Annotated in this window: 4 protein-coding genes and 4 pseudogenes; 4 read left to right on the plus strand and 4 right to left on the minus strand. The window is 61.7% G+C overall.

Annotated elements, in window-relative coordinates; all coding sequences use genetic code 11:
• The first annotated feature begins 163 nt into the window (after nucleotides 1-163).
• Together ACS5Q1_RS44460 and ACS5Q1_RS44465 are read left to right on the plus strand one after the other, a co-directional pair.
• Complete coding sequence (locus tag ACS5Q1_RS44460) at nucleotides 164-409, plus strand: hypothetical protein (RefSeq protein ID WP_473104212.1); 246 nt, start codon at nucleotides 164-166, stop codon at nucleotides 407-409.
• Nucleotides 410-485: 76 nt separating this feature from the next.
• On the plus strand, nucleotides 486-803 hold the full coding sequence (locus ACS5Q1_RS44465) for a transposase (RefSeq protein ID WP_473104213.1): 318 nt from the start codon (nucleotides 486-488) through the stop codon (nucleotides 801-803).
• A gap of 34 nt (nucleotides 804-837) precedes the next feature.
• On the opposite strand, the gene ACS5Q1_RS44470 is transcribed toward ACS5Q1_RS44465, so the two are convergent.
• Nucleotides 838-1,080 (minus strand): hypothetical protein, encoded by a 243-nt coding sequence (locus ACS5Q1_RS44470; protein WP_473104214.1) that lies wholly within the window; start codon nucleotides 1,078-1,080, stop codon nucleotides 838-840.
• A 423-nt stretch (nucleotides 1,081-1,503) separates the two neighbouring features.
• Here ACS5Q1_RS44470 and ACS5Q1_RS44475 point away from each other — a divergent pair, with 423 nt between their 5' ends.
• Complete coding sequence (locus ACS5Q1_RS44475) at nucleotides 1,504-1,881, plus strand: hypothetical protein (protein ID WP_473104215.1); 378 nt, start codon at nucleotides 1,504-1,506, stop codon at nucleotides 1,879-1,881.
• A gap of 349 nt (nucleotides 1,882-2,230) precedes the next feature.
• Here the strand turns inward: ACS5Q1_RS44475 and ACS5Q1_RS44480 are convergent.
• The 3 pseudogenes from ACS5Q1_RS44480 to ACS5Q1_RS44490 all read right to left on the minus strand — a co-directional run.
• A pseudogene (locus ACS5Q1_RS44480) lies at nucleotides 2,231-2,498 on the minus strand (integrase core domain-containing protein); the annotation flags it as partial.
• A 79-nt stretch (nucleotides 2,499-2,577) separates the two neighbouring features.
• Nucleotides 2,578-3,611 (minus strand): annotated as a pseudogene (locus ACS5Q1_RS44485) (IS481 family transposase).
• Between the two features lie 121 nt (nucleotides 3,612-3,732).
• Nucleotides 3,733-4,303: pseudogene (locus tag ACS5Q1_RS44490) on the minus strand (IS3 family transposase); the annotation flags it as partial.
• An 88-nt stretch (nucleotides 4,304-4,391) separates the two neighbouring features.
• Here ACS5Q1_RS44490 and ACS5Q1_RS44495 point away from each other — a divergent pair.
• Nucleotides 4,392-5,510: pseudogene (locus tag ACS5Q1_RS44495) on the plus strand (transposase); the annotation flags it as partial.

Consider the following 5,510-nt stretch of genomic DNA (forward strand, 5'->3'; position numbering starts at 1 on the left):
GGAGCTGGCGCTGGACACGGGCCAGATCATGCAACGGGCTCAGACCTTGGATGTCAAACACCAGCGGGAGGTCTCATCCATGCCTCATCATTCTCTCTGTTGACCAACCGTTCCCCATGTGAGTGCACAGGGTCAGCACCTCGGGCGGTATCAGGATTTGCCGATGGCGCGCCGGCGGCGGCGGACCCGCTACCAGCGCAAGCCACGCGGCTTCACAATCCCGCATTCCAACACCATCGAGCAGCGCCCTTCGGAGATTACAGCCCGTACGAGCTTCGGACACTGGGAAGGCGACCTGATGATGTTCCGCAGAGAGCTGGGTCAGCACAACCTGACCTCGCTCGTGGAGCGTCAGAGCCGCTACACGATCCTGACCGGCAACCCGAACCGCAGTTCGGCGGGGTCATGAATGGCATGATTGCGAAGCTCCAAGCCCTGCCCGCTGCGGCCCGGCAGTCGATTACTTCGACCGTGGCATCGAGTTCATGCGTTATCCGGTGCTCAAGCAGAAGCTCGGGATCGACAGCTACTTCTGCAAGCCGCAGGCGCCTCGGCAGAAGGGCACGGTGGAGAACACCAATGGCCGGATCAGGCGCTTCCTGTCACGGGACGCCGACATTGCTAGTCTCTCGGATGAGACGCTGGTCGACCTCTGTGAACGGCTCAATGAGACGCCGCGCAAGTGTCTTGGCTATTGCACGCTGGCAGTGGTTCTCATGAGTTCTCTGGATCCGGGCTTGCCGGGGCTGAGCAACCCTGACCAGCGAAGCCCCGGCAAGCCCTGGGTGAGAGGATACCCCTAACGCCCAACCCTTGCCCTTCGGCTTGATTCCTCATTCACACGCGCGCCTTAGCCTGGGCCAGCTCGGCCAGCTGACGGCTCAGATCCTCGCCATGAACCGCCGCGACGTAATACCTCGTCCTGATCCCGCGCTCCCTGGCGATCTCCGCCGCAAAGACCGCTTTGGCGATCTGCATCAGGCGCGCGGCCTCAGGGATCGAGAGCCCGATTCCGATCTGCGTCAGCGTCTCGTCGTAGACACGGAACACATCGACCAGCATGATCGGAGCCTCGGTCATCGTTTCCCCCCGCGCCGCCTGGATCTAAGCGGCTTTGGCGCACGTAGTCCAGCTGCGCATTGGAGGACAGATTGGTAGTACCCCTTGAAGGTCGAGCGCCAAACAAATCCCCATCATTGAGGGAGACATTTACTCCGGCAAAGGCCACAACTTTCACTATCACCGCGACCAGGACGAGGTCCTGTAGGTCATCGCCGGACCTGACTCGGCCATTTCATAATCGCGCTTATCGGGAATTCGTGGCCCTAAAATGCCTGAAGCCCCGGATCGCTCCAGGGCTTGATCGGAGAGCGTAACTCGTCAGGCATGGTGTTCTGCTCTTTTGGGAATGAAATCTCTTCCGTTGTCCCTCAGAATTGCGCTTAGCCGCCCCACAAATCAGCAGCATCCTGGTATCCCGCCCGTAGAACCCGAGGGACGCCGTTGCAGCTCGATGATCCCTTTCCACTCAAAAAGCTTCCTCCAGGTGTCAGACAAACAGTTCTGACCGAATTCGAAGGGCGCCCCCCCTCTATTCGAGAGGTCGCCTGTATTCCGGACACCCACTGGCTCAAGCTGCCCGGCATGGGTCCAAAGTTCGTTGCATGGATGCGCTCGCTGACGCGGGGAGCCCGTCGGAAGGCACGGCTTCCTTCTTTAGCCCGCATGACTGACGCTGCATTGCATGCTAAGTACGACCGCCTGAATAGCCAGAAGAAAGCTATCAACGACCAGCTCAAAGCGATCAAAGCGGAACTCCTGTTGAGGATTGAGGCTAAGAGGTTTGAGGCCAATCGGACGGGCCCGAAGAGATCCCGCTGAGCACCCATCCTCGTTCAAGAACCCAACTCTGTCCTTCCCTCATCCGCCTCGGCTCTGCCGAATGCCCTGCAACAGTCGATCCAGGGCTGCTTCAAGTCGAGGGTTAAGCTCTAAGCTCTTTGGCGGGAGGCCGCTTTCCTTCCCTAACGGGCCCATAAGGGGAGCATAAGGATGTGTCGGGCATCCAGTCATGGATCTGTTTCAGGAGCCCGCCATCTTAACGTGTTGACCTTCATCAATCGGGCTACCCGCAAGCGCAGCACACCTGCCCCACAAAACCTCAAGCTCTCCTTGCTCGGCCATCGGCACGACGGCCGCCACTGTTATTGCCCCCGAAAGATCGAACAGATCATCCCAGTTGACGTGAGGCAATGAACTCACGCGGGGAACGATAGCCGAGTGCCTTGTGCGGGTGAAGGCCGTTGTAATGCTCGGAGCCATAAGGGCAGGCTCGCAATTACCGTCCTCGCGTCCGGGAGTGGGCTGACGCGGACGTAATCGCGCTTGATCGTGCGCACGAAAGCTTCCGCCATGCCATTGCTCTGCGGGCTCTACACGGGTGTGGTCCGCGGCTCCAGCCCCATCTCTTGCGCCAGGCTCTTCGTGTCATGGGCGATGTCGCCCGAGCTGTAGTAGCTGGCATTTGATCTGACAGTTGGCGTCCGGAGATTGGTCGGGCTCCTCTGTCTGATGGGTTCACGCGGCGATCATCTTCTCCTTCGCCCATGGGATCGCATCCAGGAAGGTTTGCATCGGCGTCTTGCCGAAGCACCACCGGCCCTGATGCGGTCGCTCCTCTTATAACTCGCTACCCAGGCATCAAGATCGCTCTGCAGCTCCGCCATCGACTTATAGATCTTCTTGCGGAAGGCGACACGATAGAACTCGTCCAGCGCCGTCTTGTGAAAGCGCTCAACGATGCCATTCGTCTGCGGGCTCTTGGTTTTAGTGCGGGTGTGATCCACGTCCTCGACGGCCAGATACAACTCATACTCATGCTGCTCGGGATTGCCGCAGTACTCGGTGCCGCGGGCGGTGAGCACCCGACACAGCTTCACCTCGTGAGCATCAAAGAACGGCAGAACACGGTCGTTGAGCAGGTCGGCGGCCGTGATCGGCGTCTTGCGGTCATCCAGCTTGGCGAACGCCACCTTGGTGTAGGTGTCGAGGAAGGTCTGCTGGTAGATCCGCCCAACCCCTTTCATGGTGCCGACGGAGAAGGTGTCCTGACCGCCGCAGTAACCGGGGCACTCGCTTTCGAACTCGCCATGCGCCTCCTTCTCGGTCTTGGCTTTCTCCAGCGCCGCCAACTGGCTCTCGGTCAGGATCAGGCCCTCCTGCGCCACCTTGGCTTCCAGGGCTTTGAGCCGCTTCTTCACCGTCTCGAGATCGTGCCGCTGCCAGACGCTGCGCACGCCCGCTGGTGAGATTGAGTGACCGCGCTTGCGCATCTCGTTGGCGATCCGGATCTGACCGAAGGCAGGCTGCTCCAGGGAGAGCTCAACAATCGCCGCCTCGACCTCTGGCGGAGTGCGGTTGGCCAGCAGCGGCTTGCGCCGGGTCAGCTCCTGCAAGGCCAGTTCGCCACCGGTCTCATAAAGCTCCTTGAAGCGGTAGAAGCTGTCACGGGAATAGCCCATCATCTTGCAGGCCTGGCCGACGTTGCCGAGCTGCTTGGCCAATTCCAGCAGGCCGACCTTGGCGCGGATGATCTTCTGCTCGTTGGTCATGGCGGTGCTCCTTCGAACGCCGAGGCCGGGCGCTACGCACCCCGACCACTCCGCGCCCGGCCTCGGCTCTTGCCTCAGCTTAACGACACCGTCTGTCAGATTAAGTCCAAACTACTTCACCCGAGCCATTGTCGGAGAGCCACTCAATTGTCTGCGGCAGACGTTGCACCGGCCCGAAGCGGTACTCGACGGCGGTGATCATCAGGTCCTGTACGTCCTCGCCCTTGATCCCTTCCGTCGTGGCGACATGGCCCAACACCTCGCGGTCGCAGCAATCGAGCGCAAACGCCACCCGCACCTTCTCGCCATTTTTACAGCCGATCTCGAACCCGTCCGAACACCAGCGCAGATTGGACTGCTCCACGGCCACGCGCCCGTCATGTCGGCGCGCCTCGGCCCCGCCGGCATGGCGCTGCAGCAGGAGACCGTGAGCCTTCATGATCCGGTAGACCCGCTTGTGATTGGGAGGTGCCTGGCCCTGCTCCTGCGCCTGGCGTACCAGGAGAGCGTGCACGCGTCGATAGCCGTAGGTCGGCAGGCTGCCGATGAGTGCCTTGGATCGCCTCCACCAGGTCCTCGTCCGGCTCGGGCGGCCGTCCCCGGCGCTTAACAGGTCGACCGGCAACCTGCTCAGCGATGTTGGAACGGGCGACCTGCAGGGTGGCGCAGACCGCACTCATCGCGAATCGCCCTTGGTGTGTTTCGGCGTGCAAGTTTGGCTCTGACGCAGTTTTGGTGCAGTTGCGGACTGAACTGATGCTGTTTTCGGGAGGCCGCATCATGCACCGAAGCCTGCGCCCCTCAGTTCTGATCTCACCTGGCCTGATCGTGGATCAGATCCACGCTGATCCACAGCAAGTGACCATCACTGTTATTCCGGTCACCGATCAGGAGCATGCCCCTCGTGTGGCAGCATCTCCTCGCGTGTGCATAGCCATTATCTCCGATGTGTGACGGATCTGCCGCTGGCCGGTCGACCCGTCCAGTTCCTGATCCGAGCGCGGCGCTTCCGCTGCGATGCCGTCCGGTGCGGACAGCAAATCTTCACCGAACGCTTTTCCCCGGATGTGATCGCCCGCCATGCCGCCCGGCTCGAGGGTATTGTCCACCACCTCGGCTTGGCTCTGGGCGAACGACCCGCAACGCGCCTGGTCTGGCGGCTGATGCTGCCTGTGAGCAAGGATACTCTTCTGCGCGTTGTGGGCCGGCATGCCCACCTTCCGTCCGAGCCGCTGAGCGTCATCGGGATCGATGATTGGGCCTGGCGCCGCAATCACCGCTACGGCAGCATTGTCTACGACCTCGAATGGCGGCGGATCGCATCGCTCTTCCCGGACCGGGAGCAGGCCACCGCTCAGGCATGGCTGGCCAACCACCCGGAGATTACCGTCGTCGCCCTCGACAGAGGCGGCAGCCAAGGCGCTGCCGGATGCAATACAGGTCGCGGATAGTCGGCATCTGATGGAGAACGCCAGCCGCGCCTTTCTGGAGGCCGTGTGCAAGTCGATGCGCTAGATCCGTCAGGTCATCGGATCGGCCACGATCAGCCCGGAGCTTCTCTCCAGTGCCCAACGCCTCCAGTACGAGGATTACTTGCGCCGTGAGGAGATTAACTCAACGGTCATGGCTCTCGGCGCAGAAGGCGTCCCGATCAAGCAGATCGTCCGGCGCGCCGGCCTGAGCCGCGGCACGGCAGATCCTGCGAGGTGGCCGGAGCGATGTCTTCCCTCTGGACCAGCGGGTGCCGCAATGGCGCCGAGCTCTGGCGGCGTATGCGAGCGAGCGGCTTTCGCGGTTCGCTGCGCGTTGTGGGAGAATGGTCGACCCACCGCCGTCGCGCTGAACGGATTGGAGACGAGCAGCTTCAGCGCATCCCGTCTGCCAGGATCATTGCCCGGC

Source organism: Microvirga sp. GN3 (assembly GCF_055792825.1).

Bases quoted from the DNA above. Each gene is read 5' to 3' on its own strand.
- ACS5Q1_RS44470 (WP_473104214.1), bottom strand. From the start codon at position 1,080: ATGACCGAGGCTCCGATCATGCTGGTCGATGTGTTCCGTGTCTACGAC.
- ACS5Q1_RS44460 (WP_473104212.1), top strand. From the start codon at position 164: ATGGCGCGCCGGCGGCGGCGGACCCGCTACCAGCGCAAGCCACGCGGC.
- ACS5Q1_RS44465 (WP_473104213.1), top strand. From the start codon at position 486: ATGCGTTATCCGGTGCTCAAGCAGAAGCTCGGGATCGACAGCTACTTC.